We start from the raw sequence: 20,997 nt of genomic DNA, 5'->3' as shown, positions 1-20,997 counted from the left end.
CGCTGACTGTTACGGTGAAGTGGTCGCCGCCGGAAGGAGCGCCATGCCAGAGCCCATTTTGATCTCCATCGCGGCCGCGCTCGGGGGCAAGGCGGCCGCCGGGCTGTACGAGCTGATCAAGAAGAAGTTCGCGAAGCAGCCCGACGCCATCGCCGCGCTGGAGGCGGCCAAGGACGCGCCGCGGGATTCCGAACCGGTGCGCGCGCTCGCCGAACGGCTGGAAACCGCCGGGCGGGCGGATCCCGAATTCGCGAAGGCGCTGCGCACCGAGGCAGAGCGCGCCGAGGTTCACCAGCATGCGGAAACCGGCGGGGTGACCAACCACATTTCCGGAAACGTCACCGGCCCGGTCGTGCAGGCCCGCGACATTCACGGCGGAATCAAGTTCTGAGCGGATGGCTTCCGGCCACGCCGCGGTGGCGGACGGCCCGAACTGAACGCACCATTCTCGCGGTCGCGCACAACGTGACCGCGGCGACCCGGCTGTTCGACGTGCTGCCGGTGGTCGCCGGGGACCCGCGGGTGCAGATCGTGTTCACCAGCACCGGATCCAGCGCGTTCACCGCGGGAACCGAGGAGTTCCTGGCCGGGCACGAGGTGGCGGTCCTGCCGTGGCGGGAAGCGCTGCGCACCCGGTTCGATCTCGCGATCGCCGCGAGCTACGGCGGAGATTTACCGGAAATCAAAGCCCCACTGCTGGTCGTCCCCCATGGAATGGGATACAATAAGTACCTGGAAATCGGAAATCGGAAATCGGAAATCGGAAATCGGAAATCGGTTTTCGGGCTTTCGTCGCCGTGGCTCCTGCATCGCGGTGAACTGGTTCCCTCGATCATCGTGCTGTCCCACCACGAGCAACTCGACCGGCTGCGGCTCGCCTGTCCCGAGGCGGTCGGCGCCGCCGTGGTCGCCGGGGATCCGTGCCTGGACCGGATGCGCGCCAGCCGCCCGCTGCGGGAAACCTACCGGCAGGCCCTGGGCGCGAACCCCGGCCAGCGGCTGGTCGTCCTGTCCTCGACCTGGGGCGCCGATTCGCTGTACGGCCAGAACCCTTTGCTGGTAAGGGAACTCGCCGCACGGTTGCCGTTCGACTCGTACCGGCTGGCGGTCGCGCTGCATCCGAACATCGTGCACGGGCATTCGCGGTGGCTGGTCAGCCGCTGGTTCGACGACTGCGCCCGCGCCGGTGTGCTGGTGCTCCCCCGCGAGGAGCTGTGGCGGGCCGCGCTGGTGGCCGCCGATGTCACGATCGGCGACCACGGCTCGGTCACCTTCTACTCGGCCGCGCTGGGCACTCCGGTGCTGCTCGCGGCGGCCCCGGCCGGCGCGGTGGACCCGCGTTCCCCGATCGGCCGCCTGCTGGACCTCGCCCCGCGCTTCGATCCGGCGCGGGACGCGGCGGCCCAGCTCGAACGGGCCGTGGCAACGCACGATCCGGCCGCCTACGCCCCGGTCACCGACCTCGCCACCGCCCGCCCCGGCGCGTCGGCGGCCGTGCTCCGGCGCACGATCTACCGCGCGCTCGACCTCCCCGAGCCGCCGCACCCGGTCGACGAGCGGGCGTTGCCCGTGCCGGAGGTCGACACGACCCCGCCGCACGCGCAGCTCGTCCGGGTCGCCCTGCGCGGGAACGGCGACCTGGCCGCCACGGTGACCCGGTACGCCGCCGACGCGCTGCGCAAGCCCCCGCTGATCCCGGCGGGCGCCCACCTGGTGGTGGGGACCGGGGAACCGGCGACCCGGCTGCTCGACCTCGCCGACATCGTGGTGCACGACCGGCCCCGCGACGCCGGGCGGTGGATCACCGGCACGCTCGCCGCGCTGCCGGGTTGCGCGCTCGCCACCGCCCGCGACGAGGACGGTTCGTGGCTCGCCGGAACCATGAACGGGCGGTTCGTGCGGTTCGACGGGCCGCGGCGGCACGGCGCGCTGCTGGCGTCGGTGCTGCACGCCTGGCTGGAATCCGGCCGCGCGCTCGACGAGCTGCCGAAACGGATCACCGTGCACCTCGCGCACGATTCGTTCACCGCACACGCCACCGTGTGCTAGGCCGGGAAATGTTCCCGGCCGCCTGGGACCCGGTTCCCTGTCCGGCGGGGGTTCCGCGCCGCGACGATCTCCTCCTGCCCACGACAGGAGGAGAAAGATGCGACGGATGATCTCCCGCGCGGCGATCGCACTGGCGTTCGCGCTGCTCGGCGTTGCGCCCGTCCCGGCGGCGTCGGCCACGGCCGCGGAACCAGGGGCCGCCCCGCGGGTGTGCTCCTACGACGTGCCCCAGCCGCTGTACCGCCGGTGGTACGACAACGGCCGCGGCGACGGCTCGTTCGGCTGCCCGACCGGGAGCGCGTTCGCCTACGGCAACGGCTCGTACCAGTGGTTCGAGAACGGGGCGATGGTCTTCTCGCCCAGCCAGGGCACGAACATGGTCACCTCCGCCTTCCGGGTGGGCGGCACCGGAATCCGCTTCGAATGGGGTGTCAGCGACCCGTTCAACTACGTCGACTGGCTGGTCAACATCCGGCGCGACGGCCAGGACATCGGCGGTGACCAGGAGTGCGACCTGACGCAGGGCGCGGGCTGGTGCGGGCGGTTCAGCGGGATCACGTCCTGGGGCAACCTCCGGCCCGGCGAGTACCGGATCGTGGTGGAAGGCTGCGATCTCGGCTCGGGCGGGCACACCTGCCGCCAGGGGTGGACGTTGCCGGTCTGGCTCACCCTGTGAGCCGGTCCAGCCGCTCCTGAACCGCCCGCACCCGGGCGCCGAAGTCCCGCAACCGGTAGATGGCGGCCGCGTCCCGCAGGTACGCGGCCGCCACCTCCGGTTCGTCCCGCGCCAGCGCGAGATCGGCTCGGGCCTCGCCGAGCTGCCCGCGTTCGAAATGCCAGCCGCCTTCGGCCGCCAGCTCGGAAGCTTCGTCCAGCGCCACCGCGGCCTCCGGCAACCGACCGGCTTCGATCAGCTTCTTTCCTTGCCACAGACCGGTTTTCACCAGATTGTACGGCTCCGCCCGGTCTTGGAAATCCGCGCGGACGGCCGCCAGCAACGGCAACGCTTCGGCCGCGGGCAGGGCCTTCGCGAGGTGGAACCGGGCCAGCGTGAGCCGCCGCGGCACGCCGATCCGCTCGGCCATCTCCAGGTTCCGCCGCAGCAGTACGGCGGCCTCCGCGGTGCGCCCCTGATCGAGGCGGACCAGCGCGAGCGACTCCACGGCGGTCGCCTCCGCGTCCGGCGAACCGGCGCGGCGGCCCGCTTCGCCCGCGGCGGCGAACAGTTCGGCGGCGCGCTCGAGCTCGCCCCGTTCCCGGTGCGCGAACCCGTGCTGGCAGCCGAGCACGGCCGCGCTCAGGTCGTCGCCGAGCGCCACCGCGGCCTCGACCCCGATCGAGTTCGCGGCCGCCATGTCGTGGACGTACTTGCCCTGTTCGTGCAACGGCCACAGCGCCAGGCACAGCTGGCAGGTCCGCTCCAGCTCACCGAGCTGGTAGGCGAGCCGCACCGCGCCGAGCAGGTTCTCGCGCTCGTCCTCCAGCCAGCGGCGCGCTTCCGCGGGGGTCTGCCCGCCGGTGTCGACGGGCAGCCCGGGCCAGATCCGCTCGCGCCAGCCGCGATCGGGCATCAGCAGGGCGTCGGCCGCGCGGGCGCGGGCCCAGTAGTACGCGATCACCCGCCGCCGCAACGCCTCGGCGTCCTCGGCCTGCGCGCGGGCGTGGCGGCGGATCAGCCCGGAGATGAGGAAGCGATCCTCCTCGGTCTCCTGAACCAGCCTGGCACGCAACAAATCCCGCAGCCCGTCGGAAACGTCGTCGGGATCCTCGCCGAGTGCGACCGCCACGGCGTCCGCGCTGACCGAACCGGATCCCGGATGGACGCCGAGCACCTGGTAGCACCGCCGCGCGAGGGCGTTCAGGCGGCGGTAGGCCGCGTCGAACACGACCGACACCGAAAGGTCCGGGTCCGGGGAGAGCTCGGCGAGCGTGCGCTCGTCCCGGGCCAGCCGCCGCGCCAGGCGGGCGATCGGGCGGTCCGGGAACTCGGTGAGCAGGGACGCGACCACGCACAGGGCGACCGTCGAACCGGCGCACAACGCGATCACCTCGCGCACCGCGTCCGGTTCGGCGGCGAGCCGGTCCTCGCCGACGATCCGGCCGAGCAGCAGGCGCGCGGCGTCGTCGGCCATCGGCGAGATGTCCACCGGCCGGACCGCGACCCAGGCCCGCAGGCTCTCCAGCCGCCCGGCCTCGGTGACCAGCACCGCCGAAGCCCCGGCTCCGGGCAGGAACGCCCGCACCTGCCCGGCGGTGAGGGCGTCGTCGACGACCAGGGCGAGCCGCTTGCCCGTCGACCACGACCGCCACTGCGCGGCCCGGCCCTCCAGGCTCGCCGGGATCTCGTCCGCGGTGATCCCGGCGGCCATCAGGAGTTCGGCGAGCGCGGGGCGTTCCTGCTCGGCCTCGTCCGGCCCGGCGGTGAGGCGGACGAAGAAATGCCCGTCCGGATAGGACTCTTCGTGCTGGTGCACCCAGAATCCGGCGAGCGTGGTCGTGCCGCAGCCGGGCGGGCCGCGCAGGATCGCCACCTTCGGCCCATCGCGGTCGTGCTTGTGGACCAGCCATTCGTCCAGTTCGGACAGTGGCCGTTCGTTGTCGGTGTAGTGCGCGGGCGCCGGCGGCACCTGGCAGCGGGCCGTGGCGGCCCGGCGGGAATGGTGGAAGTGGACGCCACCGTAGATGTCCCGCCCCTGCAGGACGTTCTCGGCGTCGCCTTCGAACCGGTTCTCGTCCGCCACAATCGCCGAGGCTACCGCCAATCAGAGCAGAGAACTCAGCGGACGACCGGTTTCCAGCTGGGACTTGAGGCTCGACAGCACCAGCGCCCAGCCGTCGTCGGTGTCCTGGAGCTGGTCGGAGGGCAGGTCCTCGTGGGTGACGGTGAGCTTGACGGCGTCCGCGACCGGCTCCAGGTCGTAGGTCACCCGCGAGTGGCGCCCGGGATTGTCGGCATCATCCGGCGACGCCCAGGAATGCACCAGGCGGCGCGGCGGGTCGACCTCCAGGATCGTGCCGATGACGTCGGCGACGCCGTCCTCCGGTCGCTGGTGTTCCCAGCGGTCGCCCTTGGCCCAGCCGGAAACGTTGCGGTGCCCCCAGTATTGGCCGGTCAGCTCCGGATCGGTGAGCGCGTGCCACAACCGTTCCGGGGTGGTCGCGATGTAGATGACGTGCACGAGCTTGGGTTTGTCCATGGCGTAACCGTCCTGTTCGATTCGTCTCTTCAGGCCGCTGAGCGCGGCGAGTTCGGTGCGTTCGAATTTCGCGATCCACCGCTCGTAGATCTCCTGGAGCGGGACCGGGTTGAGGTAGTGCAGTTTCTCCCGGCCGCGCCGCACGGTGGTGATCAGCTCGGCCGCCTCCAGCACCGCGAGATGCTGCGTGATGCCCTGTCGCGTGATGCCGAGATCCCGGCACAGCGCACCGAGCGGTTGCCCGTTGTCCTCCCGCAACCGGTCCAGCAGGCGCTGACGGGTCGGATCCGCCAGCGCCTTGAACACCCGGACCGGATCAGTGCGCACTCCGCCACCATAGGCAAGCGATTACTTGCATGTCAACTCGGCAATACTGAGTCCCCCTTTTTACCCTTTGCCGCCCTTCTTGGTGACCAGATAGAGTTGTTTAAGGAACTTTTCGGAAGCATCTCTCACTCATGGAGGGCCGATGAGCATCTACCGGTCGCCCGAGGGCGAACGCCTGATCCGGCAGCGGTACCTGGACCTGCTGGAGCGCTGGCCGGTGCCGAGCGAGCGGCGCACCGTGCCCACCCGGCACGGCGACACGTTCGTGCTGGCCTCCGGTCCGGAGCACGCCCCGCCGGTGCTGGCGTTGCACGGATCGGCGGGGAACGCGGCGGGGTGGCTGCCCCGCGTCGCCGCGTGGACCCGGGACCGGCGGGTGTACGCCGTGGACGTCATCGGCGAGCCGGGCCTGAGCGCGCCCTCCCGACCTCCGCTGGCCTCCGCGGAGTACGCGTCGTGGCTGGACGACGTGCTCGACGGGCTCGCGCTGACCAGCACGTCGATCGTGGCGGAGTCGCTGGGCGGGTGGTTCGCCCTGGACTACGCGACGCGGCGCCCGGAGCGGATCACCGAGCTGGCGTTGCTGAACCCCAGCGGCATCGGCCGCCGGAAGGTGGGCGTGCTGCTGAAGTACGCGCTGCTGCGCCCCTTCGGCGACCGCGGGCTGCGCAAAGCCCTGGTGCTGGCCGCCGGACCGGCGGCCCTCGCCGCGGATCACCAGGACCCGATCGGCGCCGCGCTGCTCGAGCTGAACCTGCTGACCACCAAGCACTTCCGCCCCCGGATGGAGCCCCTGCCGACCTTCCCCGACGACCGGCTGCGCGAACTGACCATGCCGATCCTGACCGTCCTCGGCGCGCGGGACGCCATGCTGGACGCCCCCGGAACGGCACGACGGCTCGCCGAAGCGGTCCCGCACGCCCGGGTGCGCGTGCTCCCGGACGCGGGGCACTACCTGCCGGACCAGTCGCTCACGATCGCCGATTTCCTACGCGACCCGACCGGAGCCCGGTCCTGACCGTGACGTACGGCACCGTAACCTTTTTCGCCCGCGCCGGACGGCGCACAGTTGACCGATGTACTGGCCCGTGCCGGTCTCCTGGACTCCCGCCGACGATGCCGAACTGGCCGCCGGCTGGCGGCTCTGGCTGGAACTGAGCGACCGAACCTGGCCGAACGCGACCTGGAACGGCACCCCCGCCGACGCGGTCCGCCAACTGCGCGAGCTACTCGCCGCCTGCGACGAGATCGAATCCGAGTTCCGCGCCGCGTCCCCCCGGAAATCCGCGGACATCCTCCGGCTGATCCAGTCGATCGTCGTCACCACCGCCCCGGCGATCGACCTGTGGTGGGACGACCCCCACCCCCTCGACCCCGAACGCGCGGCACTCCTGCACGCCGACCTCTCCCACTTCGCCGACCACGCGACCCAACTCCTCACCGCCCTGGCCACCGGCGGCAACTGGCTGACCCTCCACACCACCCGCCACCCATAACCACCAAAACCCCACCCAGCAAAAGAAAGGCCGTCCCGCCCACAACGGAGCAAGGCGGGCGCGCTTCCGCTTGTGCGACCGCGCATAAGTACGATAAAAGAAACCTTCGCCCGGGCCGTCGCAGGTACCTACAAGAGAAGAACTCTTTAGGCATGGTGATTATCGACCGTCTCCCCAAGGAGACAGCGCATGCCTTGCTGCGCGCCAAGTTCCACAGCACCCCGGACGTGCCACGGCTCCCGGGCAAGCGCTATGCACCGGGAGCCGCAGGCCAGCTGACACTCACGAGGATCACCACATCTGACCCCCCTCGGGGTCTCCGGCCGACGTGACCTCCAAGCCACAAGGCCGGAACCCGCATCACACCCAGATCTAATGACCCTCGCGTCACGAGTATCCAACGCCGACCCGTCGCCATCAAGGTCGATCCAGACAGCGCCGTGGAGCCGGTACGAGCTGTGGGTGTGTCGACCAACCCAGGTGCGACTAGCGGCGGAGACCGGCGGCCAACCAAGGTCAACAGCGGACGGCGCTGGGATCGGCCGCACACATGAAAAACCGCCCTGACTGCGATCAGGGCGGGTGAACCAACGGTGGCCAGGGCCGGGGTCGAACCGGCGACCTTCCGCTTTTCAGGCGGACGCTCGTACCAACTGAGCTACCTGGCCGGAAACGCCGGCGAGGAGCCGAACGCTTTGGCGACCCTGACGGGACTCGAACCCGCGACCTTCGCCGTGACAGGGCGACGCGCTAACCAACTGCGCCACAGGGCCTTGATTTACTGCGTACTCCCAACGGGATTCGAACCCGCGTTGCCGCCTTGAAAGGGCGGAGTCCTAGGCCGCTGGACGATGGGAGCCCGACCGGTTTTCGGCGAACCGACCGACCGCGCTCTCAGGGTCCCCCTGGGAGCGAACATAAGCATAGGGCACGCCTCCCAGGCCCTTCAAACGGGTATGCCTTTCGCCTTCAACAGGCCGCCGAGCTGCACCGATGGCGCCGGTGCGCCCGACCCGCCCCATGGTTCCACACTCGCGCCCGGGACGCCGCTCTGGTCCTCACGGGAGGACCGCGCCGTCCAGTTTCCCGAGAAGTTCCCGGAGTTCCCGGCGCTGGTCCTTGTCCAGGGTTTCCTCCAGCAGTTCGCCGATCCGCTCGTCGGTCAGCTCCTCGGCCCGCCGCCACCGCTCGCGCAGGTCCGGTTTGGCCTCCGCGCGGGCGATCAGCTCGTCGGCGGCCTCCGGCGTCCAGGCGGTGCGCAGCAGCCGGGCCCGCCCGCCTTCGGGGTCGGCGACGACAGCCTCGCCGACGGTCAGCCCGACCGCCCGGAGCGTGGCGAAATGCAGCCCGCCGCGGTACTCGCGGAACACGGTGAGCGCGTGCCCGAGCCGGGCGAGGTCGTCCTCGGGGCGGTCGGCGGCCTGCCAGCCCGCGAAGAGCGCGAGCCCGCTCGCGTCCGCCGCGTCGATCAGCCGGGTCAGAAGCTCCGCCAGGCGCGCCGCCTCCGGCACCTCGGCCAGGTGCGCCCGGGACCACGCGGCCGAGGCGGCCGAATAGGCGCGCACCGCACCGGCCGCGTCGATCGCCTCGATCGCGGGCGGGAGCGCGAAATCGAAGAGCCAGCGCGGAAAGATCCCGAACAGCTGGGCCACTACGGCGGGCGACGGATCGCCGAGCACCGCCGAACGGCCGCGGAAGTACAGCGCGCGCTGGTTCAGGCCCGCTTCCCGCTCGGCCGCCGCCAGTTCGGGCGAGGTCATGAACTTCCCGCCCCACACCTGGACGATCGGCCTGATCTCGCGGGCGATGACCACCGCCGACTCAGTCCCGGTCATGCCGTTCTCCCTTCGTCCACTGAACGATAACACTGTTACCAAACGAAGACGAGAACAATCTGCATGGGAAGAAATTTTCCACGCAACTATCAGCATGGAAGCAAAAATATTTGCCCGAAGGCGAGCACGGACAGTATCTTCTCCACGGTGGCGCTCAGGGGTGTGACCAGGGGGCATACCCCTGAGCGCTCGTGAAAACCTCAGCTCAGCGCTGCACCGGCGCCTGACCGTCGTCGTCCAAGGTCAGCCCCAGCATGTCCAGCAGCTGAGCACAATCCTCCACCCCCAGCGCGCCCCGGGCGACCGCGAGCCGGGCCCGCCGCACCTGATCATCGGAGACCCGCTGGGTATCCCCCTGCCCCGTACGCTGCGCCGGCACACCACCGGGATAACCGGCGTTCCCCGTGTCCGCCCCCTCGTACCGCAGGAGGAACTGCCGCACCTCGAGAGACCCGCTCATAGCTCCTCCACAGGCTTTCCGAACAACTTGGCCGCGAGGCTAGCGAGCGGTTGAACTCTCACGCAGCCCCCCGCAGAGTGAACCTCTGAACACGCAGTGTTCGCAACCGGCCGAACGTCGTTCATCGACGCAAGGTGAACCTAAGGGAACCGGTACATGACGAGTCAACCGGATTTTTCGGCACGACCACTCGCCGAATGACGAAAGTCGTGTAACAATCAACGTGCTGACACACCCCCGGTCAGCGCCTGTGGAGATCCCCTCCGGCCCCCGCGTTCCTCCCCCTGGCGCGGGGGCCTCTCCATTCCTGCTCGGGGTTCGCCTTCGGCTCCCCCTTCGCAGGGCTCGGTATCTATTGGGGGGCCGAGCCCCCCAAACCCCCCACGGTGCGTGCTCCTTACTTTGACGGGCGCTGGGCGCGTGGGGTTGGGACCAGCATGGGGCTTCTGGGGGAATCACTAACTGGGGTTGTGTTCGGTTGGGGGACGTTGGTGGGGGCTAAAGGTTGCGGCCGGGTGCGGCAGTTGGTTCCGGGATGTCTGTTGCCGGAGGTGGTAGGGGGGTTGCGGAGGGTGGTTGGTGGGGGTGGCGTTTGGGGGTTGGGGTGGCCTGAATGGCCTAATGTGAGACTACTGCGTGTGTTGCGGGTCACATTCGTGTTGGGTTCGAGATCCAACCGTTATCGTGTGTCCGTGCCTCTTCCCTCATTAGGACGCCTGAGCAGCAGGACCAACCTCAAGGCCGTGAACCCTGGACGGCACCGGAACTCGCCCGCCAAGGAGGCGGAGGGGACCGTCGAGGACCACGAGCTGACCAGTTACCTGGCCGCCCTCGCGCCGGACTCCGACCCGGAGAGCACCGGCAGCGGCAAGCGTTTCGGCGAGGCGCAGGTCTACCAGCTCCGGATGAACCTGATCGCCAGCGAACAGCTGAAGGACATCGCCCGCGAGCGCAACACCTCGCCCCAGGCCCTCGCGCAGGAGTGGATCCTCGAGCGGCTCTCCTGGGAGGGGCAGGCGGCTTCGCAGCAGCGCCGCCAGTTCGCGACCACCCCGGACAACGAGGTGACCGATCAGCACAAGTTCGAGCCCGGCTGGGACCGGCCCGCGGCCACGCGACGCTGAACGACGACAGCGCTGAGCAAGAAAACGAGCCCCCGGCGGGGAAACTTCCCGCCGGGGGCTCGGTTGTCTCAGAGGGAGACCGTTCAGATCACGCGGACCTTCTGGGCCTGCGGGCCCTTCTGGCCCTGCCCGACCTCGAACTCCACTCGCTGGTTCTCTTCGAGGGTGCGGAAACCGCGACCGTCGATCTCCGAGTAGTGCACGAACACGTCGCCCTCGCCGCCGTCCTGGGCGATGAAGCCGAAGCCCTTTTCGGCGTTGAACCACTTCACAGTGCCTTGCGCCACCGCTTACTCCTCGTTACAGATCCGCTTCGAGCATTGCCGGAGCGATACCCGGGCCGTCCCGGGCGGTTCCAACGAGACGAGCGAAGAGCACGTGTCCTGCTCCGGCTCGCGTCAGAAGTTCCGCGAGTGTGAAGCCACGAACACGCAAAACGACGGCCTGTCCGGAAGCCTACCGGGATCCGGCGAAATCTGAACCCCATCGAGTCTGGTTGGGTCCAACGGGTCTATCGGGTCACCAAAACGTTGTACGGCGCTACCAATACCGTCGGACCCACCCGCTAGGCTGACGCCCGCGCCGACCGTCGCCGACCTCGCCTCCTGCCTGGGGCGAAGCGCGGCCCGCCCACGTTGAACGACCACCTTCCGGCGTGACCTTCGTCACGTTTCGCTGGCTCAACGTTCGGGATCGGTCAGGCGTCACTTGTGGGGACAGGGGAGAATCGGGGATAGGGGCAGATAGGTGACACAACAGCACACCAGGCACCGTCGTTTCGCGTTGGCCGGTCTGGCGCTGAGCGTCGTGATCGGGCTGGGCGCGTGCTCGTCCGGATCGGATACCCCGGCGGGAAACCAGAATTCGGGAACCGGCGGCGGGCACGGCGCCCCCGCGGGCGCGAAGATCATCGCGCAGCCGGCCGCGGGCGCGAAGGACGTCGCGCCGGGCGAACCGGTGAAGGTGTCGGTCACCGACGGCACTATCCAGACGGTCACCCTGACCAACGCGGAGGGTAAGCAGGTTCAGGGTCAGCTCACCGAGGACAAGCGCACCTGGAACACCGCCGAACCGCTCGGCTACGGCAAGACCTACACCTGGAACGGCACCGCGATCGGCGGTGACGGCCAGCCGGTGCAGCTGTCCGGTTCGTTCGACACGGTCACCCCGCGCAAGCAGCTGCACGGTCAGCTCAACGTCGGGGACAACCAGACCTACGGCATCGCGATGCCGATCGCGCTGACCTTCCCCAGCAAGGTCACCGACAAGGCCGCGGTGGAGAAGGCGCTCACCGTCGAGACCACCCCGAAGACCGAAGGCTCCTGGGCCTGGCTCGAAGGGGACACCTCGGTGCACTGGCGGCCGAAGGAGTACTACAAGCCGGAAACCCAGGTGAAGGTCACCGCCAAGCTGTACGGCGTGAAGATGGGCGACGGCGTCTACGGCAAGGAAGACGTCAGCGCGTCCTTCAAGATCGGCCGTTCGCAGATCGTGAAGGGCAACACGCAAACCCACCGCATGCAGGTCATCCGGGACGGCCAGCAGGTCGCCGACTACCCGGTCAGCTACGGGCTGGACTCCGACCCCGGCCGGGTCACCAACAGCGGCACGCACATCGTGATGTCGAAGCACGCGACCTACTCGATGAGCAACCCGCGCTACAACTACACCGACGTGAACGTGCCGTGGGCGGTCCGGATCTCCAACAACGGCGAGTTCATCCACGGCCTCGCCGCGTCGATGTGGGCCCAGGGCAAGAAGAACATCTCGCACGGCTGCCTGAACCTGTCGCCCAAGAACGCCAAGGAGTACTACGACGGCGTCCTGCCCGGCGACCCGGTGGAAATCGAGGGCAGCACCCAGAAACTGGGTCCCGAGGACGGCGACTACGCGGACTGGACCTATTCATGGGAAGACTGGACCGCGAAGTCCGCGCTGAAGAACAGCTGACCGAGCGAGCGGACGGCCAGGAAGTCGCGAGCGGCTTCCTGGTCGTTCGCGCTTCCGGAGCCAGCGCCGCGCTGCGCGCGCTCGGCGGCGCGAAGGGCGGCGAGCCGGATCGCGTCCAGCTCCTGATGCGCTGCCCGATTCCGGCGGTGGTCGCCGAATCCGGCTCCACGCTGCGTTTCCCGGACTCCGCCCTGCACTTGCTTCCGGTGTCCACACAGGACGGTCCGGGCGGGCACGGCGTGGTGATGCTCACCGTGTCCACCGCCCGCTTGTCGTTGTCGTTCGGTGAGTTGCGGCCGCTGATGTTCCAGCCGGTCGCGGTGGACGCGGTGCTGCAGAAGGTGTTCGCGGGCGCGATCGAGCACCTGCTCGCCGCGGCGCCCGCCCTCGATCCGCACGGCATCGCCCACCACCTGCTCGGCCTGGCCGAACTGGTGCTGCGCAGCGCGCTGCGCACCGAACTGGACCGGGCCGACGTCCTCGGCAACCGGCGCCGCGAGGCGATCGACTACATCAAGACCCACCTCGCCGAACCGGGCCTGTGCGCCGAGCGGATCGCCGACGCGCTGTTCATCTCGCGGCGCCGGCTCTACCAGCTCTTCGACGACGGCGACGGGGTGTCCGGACGGATCCGCGCGCTGCGCGTCGAGCGGGCGAAGGCGTTGCTCGGCGACCCGGCCAAGGCGTCGCAGGGCATCGGGGAGATCGCGAAGAACTGCGGGTTCACCAACGCCGCGCATTTCTCCCGGACGTTCCGGAAAGTGGTCGGCGCGACCCCGCGCGAGTACCGGGACCGGGAACTGGCGGGCCGGTGAGAATTCGATGCAACCCCGGGCGCGGGGGCACGCATGTCTAACGGCGAAGGCGTCGCCAGGGGCGGCGCGGAACCGAAGACATCGAGGAGATCCATTGCGCACGCGTATCGCTCTGTGGGCCGGAGCCCTGCTGCTCGCCGGTGGCGCGGTCACCGGGACCGCGCTGGCCAGCGCCAGCCCGGCGCCCGAGCCGCCGAAGCCGGTGGCCGGGCAACCCGCTCCCACTTCGGCGCCGACGGCGACCGAAGCCCCGCGGCCGACCGCGACCCCCGCGCCGACGCGCCCACGGCCGAACACACCGCCGAGTGCCGCACCGGCCGAGACGACCAAGCCGAAGGGGCCGGCGCCCAAGGTGCCGACCGCCGTCCCGGCGGGACCGACCGGTGACTGCCCGGCGAAGGCGTGCCCGGCGGTTGGTGGCAACTGACTTAGTGGGCAACGAGCGCGACCGGGGTGCCGGGCGGAGTTCGCCGTGGGACGGCGAGTTCGCCCGGTACTTCGAGCTGCGCGCGCACTCCCTGCGGTCCACCGCTTTCCTGCTGTGCGGCGATTGGCACCACGCGGAGGACATCACGCAGGCGGCGCTGCTCAAGCTGTACTTGGCGTGGCCACGGCTCGCCCGGCATGACGCGCTGGACGCCTACGCGCGCAAGATCGTGCTGCGGACGTTCCTCGCCGAACGCCGGCGGCCGTGGCGCCGCAAGGAGTACCTCACCGATCTCCCGCCGGAGGCGGCCGGGGCGGAGCCCGGCGGCACCGAGCAGCGCATGCTGGTCCTGCACGCGCTGTCCGCGGTGCCGCCGAAACAACGGGCCGTGCTGGTGCTCCGGTACTGGAACGACCTGAGCGTGGAGGAAACCGCCGAGGCGCTCGGCTGTTCCACCGGCAACGTCAAGAGCCAGAGCGCCCGCGGCCTGGTGACCCTGCGGCAGCGCTTGGGGCCGCATTTCAGCGAAATCCTGTCCAACGCGGCAGAGGGGAGGTGACGAATCGTGGCCGAGAACGAAATTCGCGAGATCCTGGCCGAAACGGTCGCGGACGGGCAGCCGCCGCTGACCCTTTCGCCGGAGGCGATCATCCAGCGCGGCGGCCGGGTCCGGCGGCGGCGCAAACGGCTCGCGGTGGCCGGGAGTTCGGTGGCGACGGCGGGTGTGGTCGCCGCCGCCGTGCTGGTGCTCGGGCAGCGACCGGCTCCGCCCCTCCCGGTGGAACCGGCCGCGCCGCCGGTCCTGGAAACCCGGCCGCCCGCGACCAGTCCCCCGATTCCCTCGCCGAGCGAACAACCCAGCCAGCCGCGCACCAGCGTGGAACCGCCGCACGCCAGCATCGCGCCGCCGAAACCGGAATCGAACCCGCGCCCGGGCGCCACGACCCGCAATCCCCGCCCGACGACCAGCGGCGCACACGTCTCCCCGCCCGGCCAACCCAGCGTGCCGACCGCCACTTCCGCTCCCTGAACGACCGGGGCGATTCGGCGCCGAATCGCGGTATCTCAGCGAATCGCGGTAGTCGCGGGCGCAAGGAGGGCACTCTTCGCCAAGAGTGCCCTGGGCGCCCGCCGAGAGTCCCTGGGCGCCCGGAAATGTCGGTGGGGAGCGTTAGCCTTGAATCAAGGGGTTCCCCCCACGGCGTGAATGGACCGTTCATGTGCCGGGGGGTAGCGGGGCCAGTGGGCGCGGGGCTAACAGGCTGGGGTTGCGGGGTCAAGTCAGCGGGCCGGGTCAACGGGCCGGGTCGGCGGGGCCGGGTAAATGGGGCCGGGTCAGCGAGTCGGGTCAGCGGGCCGGGGAGGGGACGGCGCCGAAGTCGACGCCCGAGACGAGAGTGCCGATCACGGTCGCCAGTTCCAGCCAGCCCCGGCCGGTCGGCGAGTGCAGGGTGAAGACCGCGATCCGCGGCACGGACGGATCCACCACCACCGCCTGGAGTTGCGCGCCCGCCGGTGGGCCGGAGCGGAGCTGATCGGTCACCAGGATCCGCTCGGCGATCACCACCGGATACCCGGTGGCGGTGCGGGCCTGGGTGACCTCGCGGATGTCCGGGCCACCGGAATCGGCCAGGTAGTACCGCAGTTCCGCCGCCGCGTCCAAGTCCATCGGCCGGTCCACACCGATCACCGCGGCGACCAGGATCGCCGGATCCGCCGCCGCGTGCTCCACCACCGCGACCAGCCCCGCCCCGTGCTCGTGCGCCAGTTCCGCCGCCTCGGCGGCGGCGAGTTCCAGCCCCGGGTCCCGCGCGGCGTCCGCACCGCGCAGCCGGACGAGCAGTTCCGCCAGTTCCGCCGTGGTGGCCTCCACCGAACGCAGCGAAACCGGGGTGATCCCGGGAACCGAGGGCAGTCTCACCGGCCGCTCTCGAAGGGGTTCGAGGACCACGGATCCGCGGGTGGCCCGGCCACGGCCGCCGCGAAGGCGTCCGCGGCGCCGGGCGGCGGGGGCGCGCTCTCGCTGTCGGTCGACCCGAGCGGGCTGAGCACCGAGGTGACCTGCCGGGACAGCGACGACCAGCGATCCAGGCTCGTCGTCGCCGGGCGGAACGGATCGGCCGCGAAGGGCGAAGCCTCGGGCGGGCCGTCGGCCGGAACCGCGCGGAGCCGTTCGGCGACCCGCGCTGCCTCGGCGAGGTGGTCGTGCCGGAGATCCCTTGCCCGGTCGAGGATCCGGTCCAGATCCGTGCGGTACCGCTGGTGCCGGCGGCGCATCTCGGTGATCTCCTGATCCACGGTTTCGCGCGCGGGACCGTTCAGGAAATCCGCCTCGGTGGTGAGGCGCTGCAGGATGTCCTCGGCTTCGGTGAGCCGCGAGCGCAGCGCCACGGCCTGCCGGTCCAGTTCCTCGGCGGCCCGCTGGTTCGGCGCGAGCTTGTCCAGCCAGTCGTCCAGAACCCTTGCCGCGGCGACGAATTCCGCCCGCACGGTGGCCAGCGAACGCGCGAGGGCGGACAGCCCGGCGACGAAGGCGTCGGACGCCTCGCCCGCCCAGCCCGCGGGCAGCCCGGTGACCCGGCGCAGATCGGCCTCGGCGGTCCCGGCCCGTTCGGCGAGTTCGGAAAGCCGAGCCCCCGAGGAGGCGACGGCGTCGCGGCTGCCCGGCGCCGGATCGAAACCCAGACCCCGGTAGTCAGGCGCCATCGGAGAACCGGTCGAGTCGCGAACTCGCTTCCTCATCGGCCGACCGGTAGTGGTGCCGCGCCGCGCGGAGCCCGGCCAGCGCGTCGGCGGCCTGGTCCTGGGCGGCGCGCGTCCGCTCCGCCCACCGGGCCGCGAGTTCCTCGGCGGCGGGCGTGATCCCGGCCGGTCCGAGATCGCCGCCGGCGCCGCCTTCCAGCACCGGCGGCACCGGGGTGAGCTGCTGGGTCACGTCGTCCAGCAGGCGGATGGCTTCCGCCATACCGGGCAAATCCGCTTCGTAATCACTCACTGGCCGAACACCGGCGGGTACGCCGGAGGCAGGTCGTCCATCAGATCCAGTCCCAGGTCATAACGGTTGGTGTGTTCTTTGTCCTCTTCGGAATTGCCCGCCCCGGCCATCGGCGGGTACATGCCGAAACCGCCCATCCCGGGGCCGCCGCGCGCGCCCGCCGCACCGGCGTTCGCCGCGAACGGGCCGACCATACCGCCGCCCGGGACGCCGGATCCGGTCGCCATTCCCGGGCCGCTCGCGCCCGGACCGCCGCCGTAACCACCCGTGCCGCCGACCCCGGACATCGCGCCGGGACCGCTGCCGGTCGAGCCGTAACCGGTGCCGCCGGGACCGGGACCACCGGTGCCCGCGCCGATCAGCGACGGATCCACGGTGACCGCCGAGGACGCCGTCGTGCTCTCCGCGGGATCGTGCGCCGGCGAGCCGCCGGAACCCGGCGGCGCCTCGGTCGCGCCGAACGTTCCGCCTTGGGTGACCGCGGGCGCGCCCTGGAAACCGGGCAGCGAACCGTGCACGGTCTTGCTCGCCGATTCGTACTCGTCCATCACGCGCACCGCTTCCTGCTTGGCGCGCGTGGCCTCCTGCTTCGACGGCAGGTGGTCGTCGAGGAGCTGGTTCATCAGGTAGGCGCCGTTGGGGCCGCTCAGCGCGTTGATGTCGTACCCCTCGCGGAACCACCGCTCCAGGTACGGGTGCACCGGCTCCGGGATCTTCTTCTTCGCCTCGGCGACCGCCGCGGTGTAGGTGTCCAGGCCCTCGCCGATGTGCCGCGCGGTCTGGCTCGCCTCGCTGGCCCAGGTGGTGAGCTGGGTGGACGACTCCGCCGCGGTCACCGCGGATTTCCCGCGCCAGGACAGCAGAAGCTCCTGCAGCGTCTTCTGCACCTCCTTGGTGGCGGAGTCCACATTGGACGCTAGCTTGGCCCAGTCGTGGGCGCGCTGGCCCATCGCGCCCGGTTCGGCGGACTTGATCATGTCCCAGAGCTGGCGGTGCTCGTAGGCGTCCCAGTTGATCTTGCCGAACGCGCTGTCCTTCAGGTTGGCCCGGCGCTGCCGTTCCAGCCGCGCCTTGCGCAGCTTGGCCTTCCGGCTCAGCGGGTGGTCGTCGTGGTAGTACCGCTTCTTGCGGTGCTTGTTGTACTTGAGAGTCATAGCCCGCTCACCCCTTAGCGGTCCGATTCGCGCGGCCGCAGGTCCGCCGCGGAGTCCTCGTCGAATGTCCGGTGGGTCGCCCCGGCCTGGCTGATCGACTCGCGCAGCGCCGCGAGTTCCTCGAGATAGGCGCGCAGGGTCGCCTGCACCCCGCCCTCGTCGACGCCCGCGCGGATGTTGAACGCGTGCCCCATCGGCTTGGCCACCGGGCTCTTCCCGTCCTGCAGGTGCCCTTCGAGGCGTTTGGCCTGCTCGAGGTACGCGGCGAGTTCGAAGTAGTGCTGCCCCAGTTTGCGCTCGGCGGCGGCGAGCGCCTCGGGATCGAGGTCGATCCCGTTCTTGTCCTCCGCCTGGACGCCCGCGGAGCCCGCGCCGGTCGGTTCGGCGACGTCGCGCGCGCCCGAAATGTGCTTCGGGTCCCCGTCTTCCCCCGCGTACTTCTTATGCAGCGCCTTGGCCTGCTCGATCGTGCGCACCCTCTCCACGCCGGCTCCTCCTCATGTCACCTGGCGAACGGGCATCCCCATCTTGCCGCTGTCAAGGCGGCGAGACCAGCATCGCGCGATTACTCCGCGTCGACCCTATCCAGTGCACGAACGGTCACGTTCGCGGCACCGCCGGACAACTTCTCGGCCTCACCAACAGCTTCGACGCGCCCGGCAGGGGCCCGTTCCGCAGGAATAGGGGAAAAATTTCATGAACCCGTCCCACCTGCGCAGACATCACCTGAACGGGCTATGGACGCCTGCCAAATGGCAGGAGTCGACTGGACAACTGCGGTGAAACACCTACGGTCGAAGATCCCGAGAGGGTTATTGAGCAACAAGCGAGGGCTGGCTGGGAGGACTTTCCATGGCCGAAGAGGCACTACAGGTCGACGGTGATGCGCCCGCTGAGGCGCCACCGCACGAGATCCGCAAGGCGGTCGCCGGATCGGCCATGGGCAACTGCATCGAATGGTACGACTTCGGTGTCTTCGGCTTCATGCCCGCCATCCTGGGCCAGGTCTTCTTCAACGCCGGGAGCCTCGAGGAAGGCGCGCTGGCCACCTTCGCCGTCCTGGCGATCACCTTCGTGGTGCGGCCGTTCGGCAGCTTCGTGTTCGGCCCGCTCGGCGACAAGATCGGCCGCCAGCGGGTGCTCGCGCTGACCATCATCCTGATGTCCGGCTCCACGTTCGTCATCGGCCTGCTGCCGTCCTGGGAGACCATGGGACCGGCGTCCGCGGTGCTGATGATCCTGCTCCGCGGGGTCCAAGGCTTCTCGGCGGGTGGCGAATACGGCGGCGCGGCCACGTTCATCGCGGAGTACGCGCCAGCCCGCAAGCGGGGCTTCTGGGGCAGCTGGCTGGAGTTCGGCACGCTGACCGGTTTCGCCATGGGCGCCGGTTTCGTCACCTTGTTCACGGTGATCCTCGGCGACGACACCATGCGCGAATGGGGCTGGCGCCTGCCGTTCCTGATCGCGGGCCCGCTCGGCCTGGTCGGCCTCTGGCTGCGGATGAAGCTCGAGGACACCCCGCTGTTCGTCGAGCTGGAGAAGAAGCAGAAGGTCGAGAAGTCGCCGCTGAAGGCGCTGCTCACCAAGCACTGGACCTCGATCCTGCACGTGATCGGCATCGTCGTGCTGATCAACGTGGCCAACTACATCGTCATCACCTACCTGGAGACCTACCTCAAGGACGTGGTCGGCTTCACCGGGCACACCCCGCTGCTGATCATCCTGGGCGCGGTGCTGGGCATGCTGATCGTGATCGTGCCGTTCGGGACGCTCTCCGACCGGATCGGCCGCAAACCGATCCTGATCACCTGCTGCGCCCTCTTCCTCGCGCTGCCCATCCCGGCGTTCTCGATCATGGAAGCGGCCAAGGACGACCGGAACTGGCTGCAGCTCGCACTGGGCGTGGTGATGATCGCGATCCCGCTGGTGATGATCCTGTCCGTGCTGGCCGCCACGCTGCCCGCGATGTTCCCGACCCCGGAGCGCTACGGCGGCTTCTCGATCGGCTACAGCGTGTCCACCGCGGCGTTCGGCGGGACGGCTTCCTACGTGGTCAGCAGCCTGGTGAGCGCCACCGGGAACAACCTGTGGCCCGCGTTCTACCTGATGGGGGCGGCGGCCATCGCCGCGGTGCCGATCCTGCTGCTGCCGGAGACCTCCGGGGTGTCGCTGCGCCGGATCATCAACTCCCGCACGGTGGGTACCGATCCGCAGGTGCAGCCCGCTCCGGCGACGACGTAACCGCTCCCGGTTCCGCAAGAACCATCGCCAAGGCCGATGCGCCCCGCGTCCCGGTGACGCGGGGCGCATCGCGTTCCGGGGCCAGCTCGAGCGCCCCGCTCAGCGCCCGGGCCAACGCCGATGCGGCGACCAGCGACCGCGAGATCTCCGCGTCCGACACGCCTCCCACCCTCACCCGGCGCCGTCCGCGGCACCAACCCGCGGTGCACGGGACGGCACGACCACGGCTCAACGGGGCAATTCGTGCGTCCGATCACCTCGTGTGTGGCGGTGGTAAAGAAGCGGGTTAACGTTGGGAGATGAACAGGACAGCGCAGCCCTGGCCGCCGGTGGAGGTCGAGCCCGCGGTCGCCCACCCGAAGGCGCCCGCACCCGGCGAGAAGCTGCCGGTGCACTACGCCGAGTGCTTCGGCTGCGGGGACGAGCTCGAAGGCGGGCTGCGCATGCGGTCGGCCATGGGCGAGGGCCAGACCGTGCACGCGCAGTTCACCGTCACCGAGGCCCATCAGGGCGCCCCCGGTCTCGCCCACGGCGGGCTGCTGGCCTGCGCGTTCGACGAGGCGCTCGGCTCGACGGTCGGCAACCTGCTGCGCCGGCCCGCGGTGACCGGGCGGCTGGAGACCGATTTCCGGCGGCCGGTGCCGGTCGGTTCGACCCTGTACATCACGGCCCGGCTGGACGGGGTGGCGGGCCGGAAGATCTACGTCAGCGCGGACGGCCGCCTCGACGCCGAGGACGGGCCGGTCGCGGTCCGGGCGCGGGCGCTGTTCGTCATGGTCGGCTTCGAGCATTTCACGACGCACGGGGACGCCCAGGCCCTGGAGAAGTTCGCCGCGGCCCGGCGGCAGAAACCGGAAAAGGACTGGGACATCAACCCCTAGACGAGGGTTGAACGCAGTACAACTTTCGGTGGCTCCCGATCGTTTC

Annotated in this window: 23 protein-coding genes and 3 tRNA genes; 13 read left to right on the top strand and 13 right to left on the bottom strand. The window is 70.2% G+C overall.

The genetic code is table 11. The features are described 5' to 3' along the window. Window positions 1-43: 43 nt before the first annotated feature. The 3 genes from FXO23_RS13770 (at window position 44) to FXO23_RS13760 (ending at window position 2,725) form a co-directional block, all read left to right on the top strand. Complete coding sequence (locus FXO23_RS13770) at window positions 44-391, top strand: hypothetical protein (RefSeq protein ID WP_158884656.1); 348 nt, start codon at window positions 44-46, stop codon at window positions 389-391. Between the two features lie 74 nt (window positions 392-465). Further along, window positions 466-2,049 carry a hypothetical protein gene (locus FXO23_RS13765; RefSeq protein WP_158884654.1) on the top strand — a complete coding sequence of 528 codons (1,584 nt, stop codon included), beginning with the start codon at window positions 466-468 and terminating at the stop codon, window positions 2,047-2,049. Between the two features lie 97 nt (window positions 2,050-2,146). Beyond that, entirely contained in the window at window positions 2,147-2,725 is a 579-nt protein-coding gene (locus FXO23_RS13760; protein ID WP_158884652.1) for an LGFP repeat-containing protein, read from the top strand. Here FXO23_RS13760 and FXO23_RS13755 read toward each other — a convergent pair. Together FXO23_RS13755 and FXO23_RS13750 are read right to left on the bottom strand one after the other, a co-directional pair. Then, a complete protein-coding gene (locus FXO23_RS13755) occupies window positions 2,715-4,790 on the bottom strand; it encodes an NB-ARC domain-containing protein (RefSeq protein ID WP_158884650.1) in 2,076 nt (691 codons plus the stop codon). The genes FXO23_RS13760 and FXO23_RS13755 overlap by 11 nt on opposite strands. Window positions 4,791-4,811: 21 nt before the next feature. Continuing rightward, window positions 4,812-5,573, bottom strand: coding sequence for an ArsR/SmtB family transcription factor (locus FXO23_RS13750; RefSeq protein WP_158884648.1), 762 nt, complete (start codon window positions 5,571-5,573; stop codon window positions 4,812-4,814). A 142-nt stretch (window positions 5,574-5,715) separates the two neighbouring features. On the opposite strand from FXO23_RS13750, the gene FXO23_RS13745 reads away from it, so the two are divergent. After that, complete coding sequence (locus tag FXO23_RS13745) at window positions 5,716-6,591, top strand: alpha/beta fold hydrolase (RefSeq protein WP_158884646.1); 876 nt, start codon at window positions 5,716-5,718, stop codon at window positions 6,589-6,591. 58 nt (window positions 6,592-6,649) lie between these two features. Further along, window positions 6,650-7,069 (top strand): hypothetical protein, encoded by a 420-nt coding sequence (locus FXO23_RS13740; protein WP_158884644.1) that lies wholly within the window; start codon window positions 6,650-6,652, stop codon window positions 7,067-7,069. 594 nt (window positions 7,070-7,663) lie between these two features. Here FXO23_RS13740 and FXO23_RS13735 read toward each other — a convergent pair. From FXO23_RS13735 to FXO23_RS13715, 5 genes are all read right to left on the bottom strand, one after another. Next, window positions 7,664-7,737 (bottom strand) — tRNA-Phe (locus FXO23_RS13735). A 28-nt stretch (window positions 7,738-7,765) separates the two neighbouring features. Next, window positions 7,766-7,842, bottom strand: a tRNA-Asp gene (locus FXO23_RS13730). 13 nt (window positions 7,843-7,855) lie between these two features. Next, a tRNA-Glu gene (locus FXO23_RS13725) sits at window positions 7,856-7,928 on the bottom strand. Window positions 7,929-8,127: 199 nt separating this feature from the next. After that, window positions 8,128-8,904, bottom strand: a complete 777-nt coding sequence (locus FXO23_RS13720; RefSeq protein WP_158884642.1) for an SCO6745 family protein — start codon at window positions 8,902-8,904, stop codon at window positions 8,128-8,130. Between the two features lie 205 nt (window positions 8,905-9,109). Beyond that, window positions 9,110-9,364, bottom strand: a complete 255-nt coding sequence (locus FXO23_RS13715) for a hypothetical protein (RefSeq protein ID WP_158884640.1) — start codon at window positions 9,362-9,364, stop codon at window positions 9,110-9,112. A 692-nt stretch (window positions 9,365-10,056) separates the two neighbouring features. Between FXO23_RS13715 and FXO23_RS13710 the strand changes: the two genes are divergently transcribed. Next, entirely contained in the window at window positions 10,057-10,488 is a 432-nt protein-coding gene (locus FXO23_RS13710) for a hypothetical protein (RefSeq protein WP_158884638.1), read from the top strand. Between the two features lie 83 nt (window positions 10,489-10,571). On the opposite strand, the gene FXO23_RS13705 is transcribed toward FXO23_RS13710, so the two are convergent. Then, window positions 10,572-10,775: a cold-shock protein gene (locus FXO23_RS13705; RefSeq protein ID WP_027941311.1), complete on the bottom strand. Its 204-nt coding sequence runs from the start codon at window positions 10,773-10,775 to the stop codon at window positions 10,572-10,574. A gap of 460 nt (window positions 10,776-11,235) precedes the next feature. On the opposite strand from FXO23_RS13705, the gene FXO23_RS13700 reads away from it, so the two are divergent. From FXO23_RS13700 to FXO23_RS13680, 5 genes are all read left to right on the top strand, one after another. Beyond that, window positions 11,236-12,438, top strand: coding sequence for a L,D-transpeptidase (locus tag FXO23_RS13700; RefSeq protein WP_158884636.1), 1,203 nt, complete (start codon window positions 11,236-11,238; stop codon window positions 12,436-12,438). Further along, window positions 12,396-13,253, top strand: a complete 858-nt coding sequence (locus tag FXO23_RS13695) for a helix-turn-helix transcriptional regulator (RefSeq protein ID WP_179956761.1) — start codon at window positions 12,396-12,398, stop codon at window positions 13,251-13,253. The genes FXO23_RS13700 and FXO23_RS13695 overlap by 43 nt, the downstream gene beginning before the upstream one ends. A gap of 94 nt (window positions 13,254-13,347) precedes the next feature. Next, window positions 13,348-13,680: a hypothetical protein gene (locus tag FXO23_RS13690; protein WP_158884634.1), complete on the top strand. Its 333-nt coding sequence runs from the start codon at window positions 13,348-13,350 to the stop codon at window positions 13,678-13,680. Beyond that, window positions 13,670-14,239, top strand: coding sequence for a SigE family RNA polymerase sigma factor (locus FXO23_RS13685; protein WP_246257208.1), 570 nt, complete (start codon window positions 13,670-13,672; stop codon window positions 14,237-14,239). Before FXO23_RS13690 ends, FXO23_RS13685 begins: the two co-directional genes overlap by 11 nt. A gap of 6 nt (window positions 14,240-14,245) precedes the next feature. After that, window positions 14,246-14,710: a hypothetical protein gene (locus tag FXO23_RS13680; RefSeq protein ID WP_158884632.1), complete on the top strand. Its 465-nt coding sequence runs from the start codon at window positions 14,246-14,248 to the stop codon at window positions 14,708-14,710. A 318-nt stretch (window positions 14,711-15,028) separates the two neighbouring features. On the opposite strand, the gene FXO23_RS13675 is transcribed toward FXO23_RS13680, so the two are convergent. Genes FXO23_RS13675 through FXO23_RS13655 form a run of 5 tightly spaced genes read right to left on the bottom strand, consistent with a single transcriptional unit; the run spans window position 15,029 to window position 18,314 of the window. Beyond that, entirely contained in the window at window positions 15,029-15,601 is a 573-nt protein-coding gene (locus tag FXO23_RS13675) for a hypothetical protein (RefSeq protein WP_158884630.1), read from the bottom strand. Continuing rightward, window positions 15,598-16,386, bottom strand: coding sequence for a hypothetical protein (locus FXO23_RS13670; protein WP_158884628.1), 789 nt, complete (start codon window positions 16,384-16,386; stop codon window positions 15,598-15,600). The genes FXO23_RS13675 and FXO23_RS13670 overlap by 4 nt, the downstream gene beginning before the upstream one ends. Further along, window positions 16,376-16,675: a hypothetical protein gene (locus FXO23_RS13665; protein WP_158884626.1), complete on the bottom strand. Its 300-nt coding sequence runs from the start codon at window positions 16,673-16,675 to the stop codon at window positions 16,376-16,378. The genes FXO23_RS13670 and FXO23_RS13665 overlap by 11 nt, the downstream gene beginning before the upstream one ends. Then, the gene (locus FXO23_RS52240; protein ID WP_158884624.1) at window positions 16,672-17,829 is read right to left on the bottom strand and encodes a WXG100 family type VII secretion target; all 1,158 of its coding nucleotides are present in this window, start codon (window positions 17,827-17,829) and stop codon (window positions 16,672-16,674) included. The genes FXO23_RS13665 and FXO23_RS52240 overlap by 4 nt, the downstream gene beginning before the upstream one ends. Window positions 17,830-17,843: 14 nt before the next feature. Further along, window positions 17,844-18,314, bottom strand: coding sequence for a hypothetical protein (locus tag FXO23_RS13655; RefSeq protein WP_158884622.1), 471 nt, complete (start codon window positions 18,312-18,314; stop codon window positions 17,844-17,846). 367 nt (window positions 18,315-18,681) lie between these two features. Here FXO23_RS13655 and FXO23_RS13650 point away from each other — a divergent pair, with 367 nt between their 5' ends. Both FXO23_RS13650 and FXO23_RS13645 read left to right on the top strand, forming a co-directional pair. Further along, the gene (locus FXO23_RS13650; RefSeq protein ID WP_158884621.1) at window positions 18,682-20,070 is read left to right on the top strand and encodes an MFS transporter; all 1,389 of its coding nucleotides are present in this window, start codon (window positions 18,682-18,684) and stop codon (window positions 20,068-20,070) included. A 299-nt stretch (window positions 20,071-20,369) separates the two neighbouring features. Further along, window positions 20,370-20,951, top strand: a complete 582-nt coding sequence (locus tag FXO23_RS13645) for a PaaI family thioesterase (protein WP_158884619.1) — start codon at window positions 20,370-20,372, stop codon at window positions 20,949-20,951. Window positions 20,952-20,997: the final 46 nt, after the last annotated feature.

The sequence above is a fragment of the Amycolatopsis anabasis genome (genome assembly GCF_009765355.1).
In the GTDB taxonomy this organism is placed as follows: Bacteria; Actinomycetota; Actinomycetes; order Mycobacteriales; family Pseudonocardiaceae; genus Amycolatopsis; species Amycolatopsis anabasis.
Note: the sequence above shows the minus strand (reverse complement) of the source record. Positions and strands in the feature narration are given on the sequence as shown.